We start from the raw sequence: 16,322 nt of genomic DNA, 5'->3' as shown, positions 1-16,322 counted from the left end.
ATCCCGCCTACGGGCTGACCGTTCCCGACATGTTGCTGACCCGGCCCATCGGGTCGAAGTCGACGCGCAGCACCGAGCCGCCCCGATCCTGCGCGGTCACCGACATCGGCGCCCGATCCAACCGCCATCCCTGCTGGTGCAGGAACGCTTCGACGGCGACGCGGTGTTCCACCGGGAAGGACTGAAGCACCTGCGTCAGGACGGTGAGCGCCCGCTCGGGCTGGACCGGCGCGGTGATCTGCGGCGGTGCGTCGTCGAGGTGGAAGAAGACGGCACCGCCGTCGTACGGCCCGCGGTAGTAGCAGCGGCCGGTCAGACCGGATGCGAGCAGGGCGAGGCGGTGGCCGTCGGCGCGCTGGAGCGGGAACGTGGGCTCGGTGAGTTCGGCGACCCCTTGGCGGTGCCCGTATTCGCGCAGCCAGCCGGCCAGGTGCAGCACCGCCGGTGGCAGGTTGCTGGCCGCGTTGGCCCATGCCCACAGCCAGGTGCCGTCGTCGTGGCTCTCGGTGCCGAGGAGCTGGACGCGGTACCGCAGGTCGGTTCCGAACGTCACGATGCCGTCGCGCACGTCGAGCTGCCAGTCCCGTTCGCCGAGCAGGTCGGCCAGCGCCAGCTGACGGGCCAGGGCGGTGCCGACATGTTCGGCGAAAAGTCGATCAAACGTCGGCATCGCCGCAGTGTGCCAGACCTTTCCGGACGGGACGGCCCCGCGTCCGGCCGGAGCCGGAGCGCGGGGCCGGCGGGTCAGCGGACCAGCGCTGCCACCAGCGTCCCGATGCAGGCGACGACGGCGGCGATGATCGGACTGAGCGTCTTGATGTACGCCAGGATGAGCCGGTGCCGGTCGGTCGGCTCGGCAACGGTTTCGTCCTCGTCCTCTGGTGTCTCGAAGTCTGACCCGTGAGGGATTACAGTCAACGTGACTCCTTCCGTTGCAGCGGTGGAGTCGAATGCGGCGTCCGGTGGCAGCCGGGCGCCGCCCTCTGTGTGAGGCGACGCAGTGCCGTTCGACGGTTCGAGCATCCTCCCGGCGGACAGCTAGCACAAGAGTGGGCAATTCACTGTCGGGTACCTGACAAGCAGATGCATCGCATCGAGAAAATTTCGGTGCCATCTCTTGCCAAATGCAATTTTCCGTGAAGCAGTTCAACCGAGCGTGACCACCCAAGAGCACATGGTGAGCAGGCGTGTGGTCAGGCCCGGTGGAGCCGGCGGACTACGAGACGAGGAAGCCGGTGGACGGGCGGGTCAGGACGCCGGTCATCGGAAAGCGGCTGGAGCCGTTCCACCAGTGCCACACCACGCGCTCGCTGCCGTCGGCGGTGGCGAAGACGTCCATCCCGCCGGGGCCCTGGTGGTTGCCGGGCAGGCCGCTGATCGGGTTGAGTCCGGCGCTGCCGGTGTAGCCGAAGAAGGGGCGCGACACGCCTTCGCGAATGGGGGTGCAGCGGGAGCCGGGCAGGGGACTGGCGCCGCAGCGGGCGATGCCGGTGGCGTAGCGCGCGCTGTCCCAGTTGTTGCCCGAGTACATGAGATACCAGTCCCCGTCGGCGGCCTTCCACATCGACGGGTTCTCGACCACGTGCGTACCGCCGCTGGTCTTGGCGGTGTCCCAGGTGATGTCGGTGCTCTTGAGCATGTCCCGGCGGGTGTCCCAGATCGCGCGGCCCTCGGCGTCGGTGCGGACGGTGGAGATGCCGGTCTCGGCGCCGGAGGCGATGGCGTCGTCCCGGTAGGTCACGTACAGGTTCCCGCCCGCCACGAAGGGGTTGGCGTCTAGCGCCCACCGGCCGGCGTCCGGGCAGGCCCATTCGCCCTGGTTCTGGAAGGGGCCGCGGGCGCTGTCGGAGACGGCGCGTCCGATGCACTTCTGGCCGGTGCCCTTGCGGGAGGCGGTGTAGAACATGAAGAACCGGCTGCCGAAGCGGGCGACGCCCGGTGCCCAGACCGCGCCGCCGGGCTCGGCCCAGGCGCCCGGACCGGACGGCAGGGCGTCGTGCGAGGCGCAGTTCGCCATGCCCACGCTGTTGCCGGAGCCGTGGACGAGCACCGGTACGTACAGCCTGCCGGTCGCGCCGCAGCGCGCGCCGGTCCCGGCGCCGACCGTGGTGCCGTATGTGACGTAGGAGCCGTCCTTCGCCAGCAGGGTGTCCGGGTCGGCCAGCGGGAAGGTCGACGAGCTCGCCAGCGCGGAAATGTCCTCGGCGGGCTCGGCGGCGGCGGGCGCCGACGCTGCCGTGGTGGCTACCAGGGCGGTCGCGACGAGGGTGACGAGCCCTCCGCGCGTTCGAAGGAATCTCACCGGCACTCCTCCATTGATGAAAGTAATTATCGGCCGAACGCTATCGACGGTCGGCGATCCCGTCAACGGGGGAGCGCTGACGCCGCGAGCGGGAAGCGGGGCCGCCCGGAGGCCTGGCCGCGTTACCCTCCGTCGAGGGGGCGTGTCACCCGCCGGGCCCTCAGGCCGGTGCCAGGACCCGTCGGTACCCTGGCAGATCCTGGCCTGTCCGCGACGACATGAGGTATTCGTGAACGATCTTCGAGTGGTGGCGTTCGATCTCGACGACACCCTGGCGATTTCCAAGTCCCAGATCGATCGTCGGATGGCGGAGTTGCTCGGCCACCTGCTCACCGAGGTGGACGTACTGGTCATCTCCGGTGGCCGGTTCGAGCAGTTCCAGTCGCAGGTGCTCGCCCACCTCGACCTCACCGAGGAGCAGCGCGACCGGCTGCACCTGATGCCGACCTGCGGCACCCGCTACTACCGCTGGTCCGACGGGGACTGGCGGCAGGTCTACGCGGAGGACCTGAGCGAGGCCGACAAGGCCCGCGTCGTCACCGCGCTCACCGAGTCGGCGCAGGCGCTGGGCCTCTGGGAGGCGAAGACCTGGGGCGACATCATCGAGGACCGGGGCAGTCAGATCACGTTCTCCGCGCTGGGCCAGTCCGCCCCGCCGGCCGAGAAGTACGGCTGGGATCCGGACGGCGACAAGAAACGGCGGCTGCGGGACGCGGTCGCGGCGAAGCTGCCCGACCTGGAGGTCCGCGGCGGCGGCTCGACCTCGATCGACGTGACCCGCAAGGGCGTGGACAAGGCGTACGGCATGCGGAAGCTGCTGGAACACCTGGACCTCAAGATCGACAACGTGCTCTTCGTGGGTGACCGCCTGGACGTGGGCGGCAACGACTACCCGGTCAAGGCGATGGGCATCCGCTGCGTCGCGGTCACCCGCTGGGAGGAGACCGCCGACTACGTCGAGAAGCTCGTCGACGACCTGGTGAAGCAGCGCGCCGAGCGCGCCTGAGCAGAGCCCGACCCAGAGCCCGCCGGTTCCGGAACCGGCGGGCTCTGGCGGTATCGACGGTGATGAGGTAGGAACAGCCGAGAGAGCGCTCTCCCGTCCCATCACCGAACAGGCAGGCAGATGCGATCACCCGACCCCTCCCGCCGCCGTTTCCTCACGCTCACCGCCTCCGCGGCCTCGCTCACCGCCCTCGGTCTCCCGGCCGGCGCAGCAGCCGCGTCCCCGGCCGCGCGCCCCGCCCGCGAGCCCGACTTCGGCCCCAACGTCTTCGTGTACGACCCCAGCACGCCGGTCGAGGAGATCCAGTCCACGCTGGACCGGCTGTTCACCGCCCAGGAACGCAACGAGATGGGCTTCGACAGGTACGCCGTGCTGTTCAAGCCCGGCCGCTACGAGGTGGACGCCCGGCTCGGCTACTACACGACAGTCGCCGGTCTCGGCGCGCACCCGGACGACGTGGAGATCCACGGCGCGGTACGGGTGGTCGGGCAGCCGGACCCGAACTCGCCCGCCGGCATCTCCGCGCTCACCAACTTCTGGCGCTCGGCGGAGAACCTCGCGATCACCCCGACCGACTGGTCGAACCAATGGGCCGTCTCCCAGGCGTCACCGATGCGGCGCGTGCACGTCAAGGGCGTGCTGTGGCTGGAACCCGGCAACGGCGGCTACTCCAGCGGCGGCTACATCGCCGACTCCAAGGTGGACGGCATCACCATCAACGGCTCCCAGCAGCAGTGGCTCACCCGGGACAGCGAACTCGGCGGCGAGTGGACAAACGGCGTGTGGAACCAGGTCTTCTCCGGCGTGATCGGCGCACCCGCGCAGGGCTTCCCCGACCCGCCGTACACCACGCTGCCCACCAGCCCGGTGACCCGGGAGAAGCCGTACCTGTTCGTCGACGCCCGGGGCGCCTGGCGGGTGGCGGTACCGCGCCTGCGTCGCGACACCGCCGGCACCACCTGGGCCACCGGCGGCGCGCCGGTGCCGTCGCTGCCGCTGTCCGCGTTCTACCTCGCCCGGCCCACCGACTCGGCCAAGCGGATCAACGCCGAACTGGCCCGGGGCCGGCACCTGCTGCTCACCCCCGGCGTCTACCACCTCGACCGGGCCCTGCGGGTACGCCGTCCGGACACCGTCGTGCTCGGTCTCGGCATGCCGAGCCTGGTGCCGGACCGCGGGGACGCGGCGCTGCGGATCGAGGACGTGGACGGGGTCCGCATCGCCGGGGTGCTCGTGGACGCCGGGCCGGTCGAGTCGCCGGTGCTGGTCGAGGTCGGTACGCGGCACTGCCACCGGTCGCACGCCACGAACCCGATCTCGCTCCAGGACGTCTTCTTCCGCATCGGCGGCCCGTACGCCGGGCGGGCGGTGACCAGCCTGGTGGTCAACAGCCGGCACACGCTCATCGACAACATCTGGGCCTGGCGCGGCGACCACGGCCGGGCCGGCACGATCGGCTGGACCGTGAACACGGCCGCCACCGGCGTGGTCGTCAACGGCGACGACGTGACCGCGTACGGGCTGTTCGTCGAGCACTACCAGCGCTGGCAGACGATCTGGAACGGCGATCGCGGCCGGACCGTGTTCTACCAGAGCGAGCTGCCCTACGACCCGCCGAGCCAGGCGGCCTGGCGCAGCCCGACCGGCAACGGCTGGGCCTCGTACAAGGTGGCCGACCACGTCCGCACGCACGAGGCGTGGGGACTGGGCGTGTACTCGTACTTCAACCAGGGCGTGGACATCCGCTGCGACCGGGGGATCGAGGCGCCGCGCCGGGCCGGGGTGCGGTTCCACGACGCGATCACCGTGTTCCTGGACGGCAGCGGCGGTATCGAGCGCACGATCAACGAGATTGGCACGCCTGTCGTCGGGTCGTACGGCACCAGCACGGTGATCAGCTACCCCTGACGCGAGGGCGGCCCGGCCGGTGCGGGACCGGCCGGGCCGCGCCCGCTCACGCCGCGAGCTGGTCGACGCGGGTGAGCACCTGGTCGACGAGGCCGTACTCGCGGGCCTGCTCGGCGGTGAACCAGCGGTCGCGGTCCCAGTCGCGCTGGATCTCCTCCAGCGTCCGCCCGCTGTGCCGGGCGATCAGCTCCTGCATGGTGCGCTTCACGTGCAGCATGTTCTCGGCCTGGATGGTGATGTCCGCTGCGGTGCCGCCCATCCCGCCGGACGGCTGGTGCATCATGATCCGCGAGTGCGGCAACGCGAACCGCTTGCCGGCCGCGCCGGCGCAGAGCAGGAACTGCCCCATCGACCCGGCCATCCCGAGCGCCAGCGTCGCCACGTCGTTCTTGACGTACCGCATGGTGTCGTAGACGGCCATGCCGGCGCTGACCGAGCCGCCGGGCGAGTTGATGTAGAGGAAGATGTCGCGCTCGGCGTCCTCGGCCGCGAGGAGCAGGATCTGCGCGCAGATCTGGTTTGCCGACGCGTCGGTGACCTCGGTGCCGAGGAAGATGATCCGTTCCTTCAGCAGCCGTTCGAAGACCCGGTCGCCGAACGCCGGCTGCCCCTCGTCGAGCATCCAGATGCCACTCATCGCCGCCCACCTCCGTGCCGCCGGTGGGCGGGGGACCGCCCGGGAACCCGGCGGTCTCCAGCGTCCGCCGGGGGCACCCGCGCGGCCCAGGCTTTCTGCCCGGGGCAGATTCGCCCTGGGCAGAAGCTACGCGGCGACCGCCCGCCGCCGGCCGGTGCGGGCCCGCCGCCGGGCGACGGTGACTGAGGTACGCGGACGGGGGCGGGCGGCCGGGGCGGAGGGGGTCGGCCAGATCCGGATGCCGCCGGCGAACCCGATCGGCGTGGCGGCGTCGAGGGCCGGCCCGAGCGGCGCGGGTCCGAGGTCCACGGGCCGCAGCACGCCGCCCAGTAGCGGCATGGCGGTGACCGGGCGACGGGCGACATGCGGCCGGAGCGAGACGGCGGGCCGGCGGGTCACCGGCGGCCGGGGTGACACGGCCGGGCGGCGCGTGACGGACAGCCGGGGCGGGCCGACCCGCAGGTGTGGCCCGGTGCGGGCGGACGGGACCCGCTCGAACCGGGCCGCCGAGATGCCGGGGCCGACCGGGGTCGGGCGCTCCCGGCGCAGCTCGTCGCGGGCCTCTTCGAGCAGGTCGGCGAGGTGGATCCCGAGCGCGCGGCAGATCGCGGCCAGCACCTCGGAGGAGGCCTCCTTGCGCCCGCGTTCGACCTCGGAGAGGTAGGGCAGGGACACGCCGGCGGCCTGGGCCACCTCGCGCAGCGTGCGGCCCTGGCGCAGGCGGATGCGCCGGAGCACCCCGCCGATCACGCGTCGCAGCAACGACATGCCGGCCTCCTCGCGGTCGCCGTCCCGACGTCCCCATCATGCCCTGTCCACGTCGCCGGCAGCGGCCCCGGCGGGTTCCGATCGTCACCCGGCGGGCCGGATCCCGGCGTACCCGTTATCTTGTGGGCGTGCAGGTGGCGGAGCAGGACCGACGGTGATCCATTTTCCCGCGCAACGGCGGGGGCCGCTGAGCGCGCTGAGTCTGCGCCTGCTCGCCGCCCTCGGCCTGGTCTTCGCCACCGTGGCGGTGGTCTGGCTGGACCGCGACGGCTACCGCGACGTGGACGAGAGCGGCCTGACCCTGCTCGACTGCTTCTACTACGTGGTGGTCTCGCTCTCCACCACCGGGTACGGCGACATCACCCCGGTCAGTTCGTCGGCGCGCCTGGCGAACGTCCTGTTCATCACCCCCGCCCGGGTGCTGTTCCTGATCATCCTGGTCGGCACCACCCTGGAAGTCCTGACCGAGCAGTACCGCACCGGCCGTCGCCTGTCGCGGTGGAGGAGAACCGTGAAGGACCACGTCATCATCTGCGGCTACGGCACCAAGGGCCGCAGTGCGGTCTCCGCCCTGCTGGAGAACGGCACGGACAAGTCCAAGATCGTGGTGGTCGAGCGGAGCGGGCCGGCGCTGCGGCAGGCCACGTCCAACGGGCTGGTGACGATCGAGGGGTCGGCGACCCGCTCGTCGGTGCTGGAGCAGGCGCACGTGCGTACCGCCAAGGCGGTCATCATCGCGACCGACAGCGACGACGCCTCGGTGCTGGTGGCGCTCACGGTCCGGCAGCTCACCGCCGGTCAGGTACGCATCATCGCGGCGGTCCGGGAGGCGGAGAACGCGCCGCTGCTCAAGCAGAGCGGGGCGCACCACGTGATCGTCTCGTCGGCCACGGCCGGGCGGCTGCTCGGCCTGTCCACCTCGGCCCCGCCCCTGATCGACGTGGTGGAGGACCTGCTCACCCCGGGCCAGGGCATGGCGCTGGCCATGCGGTCGGCCGAGCGCGACGAGGTGGGCCGCTCGCCGCGTGAGCTGGAGTCGCTCGTCATCGCGCTGGTCCGCCGGGGCAAGGTGGTCACGCTCAACGACCGTGCGGGCGCGGTGATCGAGACCGGCGACATGCTCGTCCACGTGCGGGACGACCGGCCGCAGGCCACCACAGCGATCTGACCCGGCCCGGCCGGGCCGCACGCGGTCAGCAGGCGTCCGGGTCGCCCTCGGCGATCACTTCGCCGCAGGTCGACGACCGGCCCTGGGTGGCCCGTCGCAGCAGGTCGTAGAGCAGGTCCCGCTCGCCCGGCGCCAGCGCGCCGAGGACCTCCTCCTCCGCGCCGGCGAGCGCGCACTCGGCCTCGCGCAGGCGCTTCGTGCCCGCCTCGGTGAGGCGTACCTCGTGCCGGCGGCGGTCCTCCGGGGAGCGGCGGCGCTCGGCCAGGCCGTCCGCCTCCAGGTCGTTCAGCAGCCCGACCACGTTCGTGCTGTCGATCTGGAGCGTGCCGGCCAGCGCCTGCTGGCTGATACCGCCGGCGTCGCGCAGCACTGTGAGCGCCACCAGGTGGCGGGGGCGCAGCCCCAGCGGGGCCAGCACGGACTCCGAGCGCAGCCGCATCCGCCGGGCCAGGTGGTCGAGCAGGGGCCCGGAGCGGCGCTCGGACTCCTCGACCGGGGTGGCGGACATGTGACCCAGTTTACGCGCTCCGAGGAACATCGACCTGCTATAAATAGTTGGTTCTACACGAACGATCATCGGAGGAGGAATTACCAATGGCACACCTACTGCACATCGACTCCAGCATCACCGGGGAGCGGTCGATCAGCCGGCGGCTCACCGCCCGCGCCGCCGCCGCCTGGCGCGCCGCCCACCCGGACGGCACCGTCACCTACCGCGACCTGGGTCAGAACCCGCTGCCGCACCTGAACACCGCGAGCGGCCTCGCGCGCATGGTGCCGCCGGATCAGCACACCCCCGAGCAGCAGGCGTCATGGCAGCTGACCCAGGAGGTGGTGGCCGAGGTGAAGCAGGCCGACACGGTCCTGCTCGGGCTCCCGCTCTACAACTACGGCCCGCCCAGCAGCGTGAAGTCCTGGGTCGACCACCTGATCGCCCCCGGCGTCGCGTACGACCCGGTCACGAACGCCGGGCTGCTCGGTGACCGCCAGTTCGTCGTCCTGGTCAGCCGCGGCGGCGGGTACGGCCCGGGCACCCCGCGGGAGGGCTGGGACCACGCCGAGCCGTGGCTGCCGCACGGCCTCTCCCTGACCGGGCTGGAGCCGCGGTTCATCTGTGCCGAGCTGACCCTGGCCCCGGTCAACCCGGCGATGGCCGAGCTGATCCCGCTGTTCGAGCAGAGCCTCGCCGCGGCCGAGCGAGCCGTCGACGAGCTGTGGGTGCCCGCCCCGGCGGCCGCCTGACCGGGCCGGATCACACGCGAAGGGCGGGCCGTTCCGCGGGGGAACGGCCCGCCCTTCGGCGTACGGGTCAGCGGCGGATCAGAGGATCGTCCAGGTGTCGCCGCTGCCGAGCAGCGCCGCGAGCTGCTGCTCCGGGGTCTGGTCGACAGTGGCCCGGGCCGCCGCGACCTGCTCCTGCACCACGCTGTCGTACGAGGGGCGGTCCACCGACCGGAACACCCCGATCGGGGTGTTGCTCAGGTCCAGCCCGGGCAGCCGGGACAGCGCGAACGCGTACGCCGGGTCGGCCACGCCCGCGTCGTGCACGACGATCTCCTCGGCCGGCGTGTTCGCGGTCTCCCGAACCTCCAGCCCGAAGCCACCAGGCGGGTGGACGACGCAGAACTGCCCGTCCTTGCCGAACGTGATCGGCTGCCCGTGCTCCAGCCGGATCAGGAAGTCGTCCCGGGTGGCCGGCTCCTTCAGCGGGTCGAACGCGCCGTCGTTGAAGATGTTGCAGTTCTGGTAGATCTCCACGAACGCGGAACCCTCGTGCTGGGCGGCGGCCCGCAGCACCGACTGGAGGTGCTTGCGGTCCGAGTCGATCGTCCGGGCCACGAACGTGGCCTCGGCGCCGAGCGCCAGCGACAGCGGGTTGAAGGGGGCGTCCGCCGAGCCGACCGGAGTCGACTTGGTGATCTTGCCGACCTCGGAGGTCGGCGAGTACTGGCCCTTGGTCAGCCCGTAGATCCGGTTGTTGAACAGCAGGATCTTCAGGTTCACGTTGCGGCGCAGCGCGTGGATCAGGTGGTTGCCGCCGATGGAGAGCGCGTCGCCGTCACCGGTGACCACCCAGACCGACAGGTCCGGCCGGGACACCGACAGGCCGGTGGCGATCGCCGGGGCGCGGCCGTGGATCGAGTGCATGCCGTACGTGTTCATGTAGTACGGGAAGCGCGACGAGCAGCCGATGCCCGAGACGAAGACGATGTTCTCCCGGGGGATGTTCAGCTCCGGCATGAAGCCCTGCACGGCCGCCAGGATGGCGTAGTCGCCGCAACCGGGGCACCAGCGCACCTCCTGGTCGGACTTGAAGTCCTTGGCGGTGAGCTTGAGGGCGACGGGCTCAGACATTCTTCAGGACCTCTTCCAGCATCGTCTCCAGCTCCGCGGCGGTGAACGGCAGGCCGCGGACCTGGTTGTAGCCGATCGCGTCGACCAGGTACTTCGCCCGGATCACGTGGGCGAGCTGGCCGAGGTTCATCTCCGGCACGACCACCTTGTCGTAGCGGCCCAGCACCTCGCCGAGGTTCGCCGGCATCGGGGCCAGGTGCCGCAGGTGCGCCTGGGCCACCGAGAGCCCGCGCTGGCGCAGGCCACGGCAGGCAGCCCCGATCGGCCCGTACGTCGAGCCCCAGCCGAGCACCAGCACCCGGGCGTCGCCGTCCGGGTCCTCCACCTCGACGGCCGGCACCGGGATGGTCTCGATGCGGGCCGCCCGGGTCCGCACCATGAAGTCGTGGTTGGCCGGGTCGTACGAGATGTCGCCCGTCTTGTCGGCCTTCTCCAGGCCGCCGATCCGGTGCTCCAGGCCCGGCGTGCCGGGCACCGCCCACGGGCGGGCCAGCGTCTGCGGATCCCGCAGGTACGGCAGGAACGTGGTGCCGTCCTCGCCGTTGGGCTGCGTGGCGAACTCGACCCGCAGGTCGGGCAGCGACTCCACGTCCGGCAGCAGCCACGGCTCGGAGCCGTTGGCGACGTAGTTGTCCGACAGCAGGATCACCGGAGTGCGGTAGGTGAGCGCGATCCGGGCCGCCTCCAGCGCCGCGTGGAAGCAGTCCGACGGCGACTTCGGTGCGATCACCGCGACCGGCGCCTCGCCGTGCCGGCCGTACAGCGCCATGTTCAGGTCGGCCTGCTCGGTCTTGGTGGGCATACCTGTCGAGGGCCCGGCCCGCTGCACGTCGACGATGACCAGCGGCAGCTCCAGCGCCACCGCCAGGGAGATCGTCTCGCTCTTGAGCGCCACGCCCGGGCCGCTGGTGGTGGTGATGCCGAGCGCGCCGCCGTACGAGGCGCCCAGCGCCGCGCCGACCGCGGCGATCTCGTCCTCGGCCTGCATGGTGACCACGCCGAACTTCTTGTGCTTGCTCAGCTCGTGCAGGATGTCCGAGGCCGGCGTGATCGGATACGCGCCGAGGAACACCGGCAGCCCGGAACGCACCCCGGCGGCCACCAGGCCCAGCGACAGCGCCGCGTTGCCGGTGATGTTCCGGTAGGTGCCTGGCAGCATCTTGGCGGGCTTGACCTCGTACCGGACGGAGAAGTCCTCGGTGGTCTCGCCGAAGTTCCAGCCGGCCCGGAACGCGGCCACGTTCGCCGCCACCAGCTCGGGACGGGCCGCGAACTTGCGCTCCAGGAAGCGCAGCGTGGACTCGTAGGGGCGGGAGTACATCCAGCTCAGCAGCCCGAGCGCGAACATGTTCTTGGCCCGCTCGGCGTCCTTCTTGGACACGTCGAGCTCGGCCAGCGCGCCGATGGTCATCGAGGTGAGCGCCACCGGGTGCACCGCGTACCCGGCGAGCGAGTCGTCGTCGAGCGGGCTGGCCGCGTAGCCGACCTTGGCCAGGTTGCGCCGGGTGAACTCGTCGGTGTTGACGATGATGTCCGCCCCACGCGGCAGGTCGGCAAGGTTGGCCTTCAGCGCGGCCGGGTTCATCGCCACCAGCACGTTCGGCGCGTCACCCGGCGTCAGGATGTCGTAGTCGGCGAAGTGCACCTGGAAGCTCGACACGCCGGGCAGGGTGCCGGCGGGAGCGCGGATCTCGGCGGGGAAGTTGGGCAACGTCGAGATGTCGTTGCCCAGTTGCGCCGTCTCCGAGGTGAACCGGTCGCCGGTGAGCTGCATGCCGTCGCCGGAGTCACCGGCGAACCGGATGACCACCCGGTCCAGCTGACGGATCTGCTTGGTCACGCCCGCACCTCGCTTAACTGAGCGCCGTCGCCCTCGCCGGCCCGGCCCGCTCCGATTCTCACGTCAGAGCCTACGTCGCCACGTTAGGGCTGCCTTGGTCGAGGTCCGACGTATGGGACTGGATCGGGCCGCTGTATGCCCTGCTTTGCAGCGTTTAGTACCTGCGCCCGTAACCCAGATCACCACATATCCATGATCACCGGTCGGTGATCGGGCGCTCCGGCACCGTGATGTCGCTGCGGCGGCGCAGCGAACGGGTGGCCAGCGTCAGCGCGAGAACGACCAGGAGACCGGACACGGCGATCAACGCGATGGCCGTCCCCCGGACCGAGGTGCCGTCGCTGTCCCGTTCGCCGGCGGCCACGAGCACGCCCTGCGAGCCGGTCGGGGCCGGCGCCCCGCCGGGCGGGACGGTGTCCGCCGCCGCCGCGCTGATCCGGAAGCTCATCTGCACCTGCCGGTCCCGCCCGCTACGCGGATCCAGCCGGCCGATCACCGCGCCGGACAGGGGCGCCCGCCGCTGGGCCTCCGCCGAGGCGGCGAGCGTCAGCCGTACGGTCGCGGTCCGCCCGGCCGCCAGCGTGCCCAGTTCGCAGCGGGTCCGGTCGGGGGAGGCCGGGGCGCAGCCGCTCTCGGTGCCGGCCACGGTCACCCCTTCGGGCAGGAGCACCTCGATCCGGCCCGCGGCGTCGACCTTGCCGGTGTTGCCGAGCCGGACGGTGAGCGTGCTGGGCGCGCCGCTGATGTCGAACAGCACCTCGTCCGCGCGCAGCGAGATGCCGGGGACCGGCGGCCCGGGCGGGAACAGCACCGCGAAGCCCTCGTCGTCGTACGCCGCGCCCGTCACACCGGGCGCGACGGCGGTGACCTGGACCGATCCGGCCAGCGGCATGGTCCGCCAGGCGTCGCCGTCGACCCGGACCCGGATGGTCGCGCTGAACCGGGCGCCCGGCTCCGCGTCCCACCCGACGCAGCTGTGGTTGCCGCCGCCGGCCGGCTCGCAGCCCGGGGTGCCCGCGTCGGTCAGCCCGGGCGGCAGCGTGTAGCCCAGGCTGATCCGCTCCGCCCGCCCGCCGGTGTTCGTCACAGTCACCCGCAGCGTGGCCACCGTGGCGTCGGCGTTCCAGTAGGCCGGCGTGAGGACCACGTCCTCGGTGTTGACGCGTACCCCCAGGGGCCCGCCGGCCGGCTGCGCCGGCGGTGGCGGCGGGGTCTTGACCGGCGGCACGACCGGCGGGGGCGCCGGTGCCGTGGTGGCCGGCGCGGCGGTGGTCGGCGCGGGTTCGGCGGGCGCGCTCGTGGGCGGCGGGGCCGGCGGGGTGGTGACCGGTGCCGGGGGTTCGGTCGGGGGCGGCGGCGGCTCGGTGGGCGGCGGGGCCGTCGCCGTGGTCGTGGGCTCGCCGGTGGGCGCGGGCTCGGTCGGCTCGCCGCCGGGGTCGCCGCCCGGCTCCACCGGCTCGATCACCCGGAGTGCGGCGGCCGGCCCCGGGTGTGCGACGGCCCCGGCCGGCGCCACCGCCACCAGCGCCGCGACGAGCGCGGGCGCCAGCAGCGCGAGGGTACGGCGGAGCGCGACCCGCCGAACGGGCGCAACGCGGGGGCGGGCCATCTGTCCTCCGGACGATCAACGAGATCCCATTATTCGGTGATACTTGCCATCAAGCACTAGTCCTGCGAGGAAACAAATTCGTAACGTGTCCGGGACGTCTGGACGGGACCGGTACGCTCCGGTCGTGACCGGATATCTCGGCTCGTACGCCACGCTCGGTCTGCTGCTTCTCGCCGCCGTGCTCTTCTTCGTGACGGCGTTCTCCGCGAACCGGGTGTTACGTCCGAGTCGGCCGGCCGAGCCGTGGGGCAAGCGGGCCACCTACGAGTGCGGTCTCGACCCGGTCGGCGGCGACTGGGCCCAGATGCAGATCCGTTACTACGTCTACGCGTATCTCTACGTGCTCTTCGCGGTCGAGGCGGTCTTCCTGTTCCCCTGGGCGCTGGTCTTCGACCGGCCCGGCTTCGGCGCCACCACAGTCGTGGAGATGGGCGTCTTCGTGGCGATCGTCGCGCTCGGCATCCTCTACGCCTGGCGGCGCGGCGTCCTGCGCTGGACCTGACCGGCGGCCCGGCCGCTCGGGCCTCGGCCCGCTAGGCCAGCCCGCGCCGGGTCGCCGCGGGCGGCCGGTCGCCCCGGATCGACGCCACCATGTCCAGTACCCGTCGGGTCTCGCGGACCTGGTGGGCGCGGAACACCCGGGCGCCCAGCCAGGCCGAGACCGCTGTGGCGGCGAGCGTCCCCTCCAGGCGCTCGGGCACCGGCAGGTCGAGCGTCTCGCCGATGAAGTCCTTGTTCGACAGCGCCACCAGCAGCGGCCAGCCGGTGCCGGTCAGCTCCGCCAGCCGCCGGGTGATCTCCAGCGAGTGCCGGGTGTTCTTGCCGAAGTCGTGCGCCGGGTCGATCAGGATGCCGTCCCGGCGCACACCCAGCTCGACCGCGCGTTCGGCCAGCCCGGTGACGGTGCCGAGCACGTCGGCCACCACGTCGTCGAAGGCGGCCCGGTGCGGCCGGGTACGCGGGGCGAGCCCGCCCGCGTGCGAGCAGACCAGCCCGGCGCCGGTCGCCGCGGCGACCCGGGCCAGCGCCGGGTCCGCCCCCGACCAGGTGTCGTTGAGCAGGTCCGCGCCGGCCGCGACCGCTTCCACGGCCACCTCGGCACGCCAGGTGTCGATGGAGACCACCACGTCGGGGAAGGCGGACCGGACCGCCGCGATGGTGTCCACCGTCCGCCGGATCTCCTCGGCCACGTCCACCTCGTCGCCCGGCCCGGCCTTCACCCCGCCGATGTCGATGATCTCGGCGCCCTCGTTCACCGCGCGTTCCACCGCGCGCAACGCGCTGTCCTGGGCGAAGGTGGCGCCCCGGTCGAAGAACGAATCCGGCGTGCGGTTCACGATGGCCATCACCACCAGCTCACCGGGGCCGAACGTCCGTCCGCCCAGCCGCAACGCCCCGGTCATGCCCGCCTCCTCGCCGCCGGACCGCACCGGCCGGTCCGACGCTATCCGGTCCCGCCCGCGCCGCCCGTGCCGGTCCCGTGCGCCGGACGCATTTACCGACCGGACGTCGTGGAGGGCTCGCCCGATCCCGGCCCGCATGCCACGATCTGTGCATGGGTGAGGTTCTGCTCCTCTTGGTCGTCGCGCTGACCGTCGCGGCTGTGGTGTTCGGCGTGACGGTGCTCGTCTCCGGCAAGGATCCGGGCCTCACGCCGGCCGAGCCGGACGGACGGGCCGTGCCGCTGCCCGGCAGCCGTCCGCTCGACGAGTCGGACGTGTCCGACGTCCGCTTCGACACGGCACTGCGCGGCTACCGGATGAGCCAGGTCGACGCGGCGCTGCGCCGGGCGGCGTACGACATCGGCTACAAGACCGAGCTGATCGGCGTCCTGGAGGCGGAGAACGCGGCCCTGCGGGACGGGCGTACCGAGGACGCCGACGCGCTGCGCCGGGCGCGCGAGGAGGCCGCCGCGACCCGCCCCGAGACCGAGCAGGCGTCCGAGCCGTCCGCCCCGGAGCCGGCAGTGATCGACCTGTCCGCGCCGGAGCAGCCGGCCCGGACCGACAGCGACCGGCAGCCGGCCCGGACCGACAGCGACCGGCAGCCGGCCCGGACCGACAGCGACCGGCAGCCGGGGCGCGCGCCGGCCGAGGCGGGCGTGGCGGAGGCCCCCGCCGCCGCGGCGACCGAGGACACCGTCGACCCGGCGAACGGGATCGCGGCCGGGCCGGCCGACGACGACCGCGAGCGCGGTTCGGTGGTCCGCTCGGAGTCGGCGTGACCGGCGCCGACCGGCCGGCCGACGACTTCACCGAGGCGTCCCGGCGCGGCGCCGCCGAGGTCACCGCCACGGTGATCGTCGAGGCCCCGGCCGACCGGGTGTTCGCCGCGCTCACCGCGTGGGAGCGGCAGTCGGACTGGATCCCGCTGACCCGGGTCCGGGTGGTCGAGGGCGACGGCGGCGAGGGCAGCCTGGTCGAGGCGGTCACCGCGCTCGGTCCGGCCGTGCTCCGCGACGAGATGCGTGTGGTCCGGGTCGACGCGCCGTACGAGGTCGGCGTGGTGCACTGCGGCAAGCTGCTGCGCGGCCCCGGCGTGCTGCGCTGCACCCCGATGGACCGCGACCGCACGCAGGTGGTCTGGCACGAGTGGTTCCACCTGCCGGGCGGAAAGGCCGGCCGGGTGGCCTGGCCGGTCCTCTGGCCCGGCTCGAAGTTCAGCCTCACCCAGGCGTTGAAGAAGTTCGCCCGGCTGGTCGAGCAGGGCCGCCTGCCCTGACCGGGGTT

General features: G+C 72.4%; 17 protein-coding genes. 7 read left to right on the top strand and 10 right to left on the bottom strand.

Features of this window, described 5'->3' with window-relative positions:
- Positions 1–7: 7 nt before the first annotated feature.
- From Q3W68_RS05105 to Q3W68_RS05095, 3 genes are all read right to left on the bottom strand, one after another.
- On the bottom strand, positions 8–670 hold the full coding sequence (locus Q3W68_RS05105; RefSeq protein WP_302904314.1) for a DUF6882 domain-containing protein: 663 nt from the start codon (positions 668–670) through the stop codon (positions 8–10).
- A 74-nt stretch (positions 671–744) separates the two neighbouring features.
- Positions 745–918 (bottom strand): hypothetical protein, encoded by a 174-nt coding sequence (locus Q3W68_RS05100; RefSeq protein ID WP_013283846.1) that lies wholly within the window; start codon positions 916–918, stop codon positions 745–747.
- A gap of 298 nt (positions 919–1,216) precedes the next feature.
- Positions 1,217–2,302 (bottom strand): family 43 glycosylhydrolase, encoded by a 1,086-nt coding sequence (locus tag Q3W68_RS05095; RefSeq protein ID WP_302904313.1) that lies wholly within the window; start codon positions 2,300–2,302, stop codon positions 1,217–1,219.
- Positions 2,303–2,531: 229 nt separating this feature from the next.
- On the opposite strand from Q3W68_RS05095, the gene Q3W68_RS05090 reads away from it, so the two are divergent.
- On the top strand, positions 2,532–3,308 hold the full coding sequence (locus Q3W68_RS05090) for an HAD-IIB family hydrolase (RefSeq protein WP_302904312.1): 777 nt from the start codon (positions 2,532–2,534) through the stop codon (positions 3,306–3,308).
- A 120-nt stretch (positions 3,309–3,428) separates the two neighbouring features.
- Positions 3,429–5,216 carry an adenylyl cyclase gene (locus Q3W68_RS05085; protein WP_302904311.1) on the top strand — a complete coding sequence of 596 codons (1,788 nt, stop codon included), beginning with the start codon at positions 3,429–3,431 and terminating at the stop codon, positions 5,214–5,216.
- A gap of 46 nt (positions 5,217–5,262) precedes the next feature.
- Here the strand turns inward: Q3W68_RS05085 and Q3W68_RS05080 are convergent, their stop codons facing one another.
- Both Q3W68_RS05080 and Q3W68_RS05075 read right to left on the bottom strand, forming a co-directional pair.
- Positions 5,263–5,853: an ATP-dependent Clp protease proteolytic subunit gene (locus tag Q3W68_RS05080; RefSeq protein ID WP_194798752.1), complete on the bottom strand. Its 591-nt coding sequence runs from the start codon at positions 5,851–5,853 to the stop codon at positions 5,263–5,265.
- Positions 5,854–5,979: 126 nt separating this feature from the next.
- The gene (locus Q3W68_RS05075; RefSeq protein WP_302904309.1) at positions 5,980–6,621 is read right to left on the bottom strand and encodes a helix-turn-helix domain-containing protein; all 642 of its coding nucleotides are present in this window, start codon (positions 6,619–6,621) and stop codon (positions 5,980–5,982) included.
- A gap of 154 nt (positions 6,622–6,775) precedes the next feature.
- Between Q3W68_RS05075 and Q3W68_RS05070 the strand changes: the two genes are divergently transcribed.
- Entirely contained in the window at positions 6,776–7,789 is a 1,014-nt protein-coding gene (locus Q3W68_RS05070; RefSeq protein WP_302904308.1) for a TrkA family potassium uptake protein, read from the top strand.
- Positions 7,790–7,814: 25 nt separating this feature from the next.
- Here Q3W68_RS05070 and Q3W68_RS05065 read toward each other — a convergent pair whose 3' ends face one another.
- Positions 7,815–8,297 carry a MarR family winged helix-turn-helix transcriptional regulator gene (locus Q3W68_RS05065; protein ID WP_302904307.1) on the bottom strand — a complete coding sequence of 161 codons (483 nt, stop codon included), beginning with the start codon at positions 8,295–8,297 and terminating at the stop codon, positions 7,815–7,817.
- 86 nt (positions 8,298–8,383) lie between these two features.
- On the opposite strand from Q3W68_RS05065, the gene Q3W68_RS05060 reads away from it, so the two are divergent.
- Positions 8,384–9,031, top strand: coding sequence for an FMN-dependent NADH-azoreductase (locus tag Q3W68_RS05060; RefSeq protein WP_302904306.1), 648 nt, complete (start codon positions 8,384–8,386; stop codon positions 9,029–9,031).
- Positions 9,032–9,109: 78 nt separating this feature from the next.
- On the opposite strand, the gene Q3W68_RS05055 is transcribed toward Q3W68_RS05060, so the two are convergent.
- From Q3W68_RS05055 to Q3W68_RS05045, 3 genes are all read right to left on the bottom strand, one after another.
- On the bottom strand, positions 9,110–10,144 hold the full coding sequence (locus tag Q3W68_RS05055; protein WP_302904305.1) for a 2-oxoacid:ferredoxin oxidoreductase subunit beta: 1,035 nt from the start codon (positions 10,142–10,144) through the stop codon (positions 9,110–9,112).
- Positions 10,137–11,984 carry a 2-oxoacid:acceptor oxidoreductase subunit alpha gene (locus Q3W68_RS05050; protein WP_302904304.1) on the bottom strand — a complete coding sequence of 616 codons (1,848 nt, stop codon included), beginning with the start codon at positions 11,982–11,984 and terminating at the stop codon, positions 10,137–10,139. Before Q3W68_RS05050 ends, Q3W68_RS05055 begins: the two co-directional genes overlap by 8 nt.
- A gap of 196 nt (positions 11,985–12,180) precedes the next feature.
- A complete protein-coding gene (locus tag Q3W68_RS05045) occupies positions 12,181–13,593 on the bottom strand; it encodes a hypothetical protein (RefSeq protein WP_302904303.1) in 1,413 nt (470 codons plus the stop codon).
- Positions 13,594–13,717: 124 nt separating this feature from the next.
- Here Q3W68_RS05045 and Q3W68_RS05040 point away from each other — a divergent pair, with 124 nt between their 5' ends.
- A complete protein-coding gene (locus tag Q3W68_RS05040; RefSeq protein ID WP_013473888.1) occupies positions 13,718–14,095 on the top strand; it encodes an NADH-quinone oxidoreductase subunit A in 378 nt (125 codons plus the stop codon).
- A 31-nt stretch (positions 14,096–14,126) separates the two neighbouring features.
- Here the strand turns inward: Q3W68_RS05040 and folP are convergent, their stop codons facing one another.
- Entirely contained in the window at positions 14,127–14,996 is an 870-nt protein-coding gene (gene folP / locus Q3W68_RS05035) for a dihydropteroate synthase (RefSeq protein ID WP_302904302.1), read from the bottom strand.
- A 152-nt stretch (positions 14,997–15,148) separates the two neighbouring features.
- Here folP and Q3W68_RS05030 point away from each other — a divergent pair, with 152 nt between their 5' ends.
- Positions 15,149–15,817: a DivIVA domain-containing protein gene (locus Q3W68_RS05030; protein ID WP_302904301.1), complete on the top strand. Its 669-nt coding sequence runs from the start codon at positions 15,149–15,151 to the stop codon at positions 15,815–15,817.
- Positions 15,814–16,314 carry an SRPBCC family protein gene (locus Q3W68_RS05025; RefSeq protein ID WP_302904300.1) on the top strand — a complete coding sequence of 167 codons (501 nt, stop codon included), beginning with the start codon at positions 15,814–15,816 and terminating at the stop codon, positions 16,312–16,314. The genes Q3W68_RS05030 and Q3W68_RS05025 overlap by 4 nt, the downstream gene beginning before the upstream one ends.
- Positions 16,315–16,322 lie beyond the last annotated feature (8 nt).

This window comes from Micromonospora sp. C28ISP2-4, from assembly GCF_030519385.1.
In the GTDB taxonomy this organism is placed as follows: Bacteria; Actinomycetota; Actinomycetes; order Mycobacteriales; family Micromonosporaceae; genus Micromonospora; species Micromonospora tulbaghiae.
The sequence above is the reverse complement of the archived record's forward strand: the minus strand, read 5'-3'. Positions and strand labels throughout refer to the sequence as shown.